Origin of the sequence: Rhizobium ecuadorense, assembly GCF_001187535.1 — a bacterium.
GTDB classification, from domain to species: domain Bacteria; phylum Pseudomonadota; class Alphaproteobacteria; order Rhizobiales; family Rhizobiaceae; genus Rhizobium; species Rhizobium ecuadorense.
On record NZ_LFIO01001715.1, the window covers coordinates 1 to 379 of the forward strand.

Genomic DNA, 379 nt, shown 5'->3' on the forward strand with positions numbered 1-379 from the left:
GTCTCGCTCTATGATCTGATGCAGGATGGCATGGCCGTTCTTCTCGACGCCTCGCCTGAGCGGACGGCGTCCAGGCTCGGTGCAGCCAGCAAGCAGAGGATACGTTGCGTCGCCGTCGATCGGGGCCCCTCGATGCTGATCCGTCCCGACGCTTGCATTGCTTGGATCGGCGAAGAAAACAATACGGACGGATTGGAGGAAGCGCTCGGTGGCTGGTTCACGCCAACGCGAGATGATGGGTCTATGCAGCGATCCGGACAGTGATCATTCTGCCGCAGTTCGAGGTTCGAGTGGGGCTGGCCGAGCCGCATTTTCGGGCAAGATGGCGATCTCGCCGATCCCCGGCACGATATCCCTGGTCTCCTGAGGACGTTATCTT

Annotated in this window: 1 protein-coding gene; it reads left to right on the plus strand. The window is 60.7% G+C overall.

Features of this window, described 5'->3' with window-relative positions; genetic code table 11:
- A partial coding sequence (locus tag AF337_RS44785; protein ID WP_483150643.1) for an aromatic-ring hydroxylase C-terminal domain-containing protein occupies positions 1-264 on the plus strand: 264 nt, incomplete at its 5' end.
- Between the last annotated feature and the right edge of the window lie 115 nt (positions 265-379).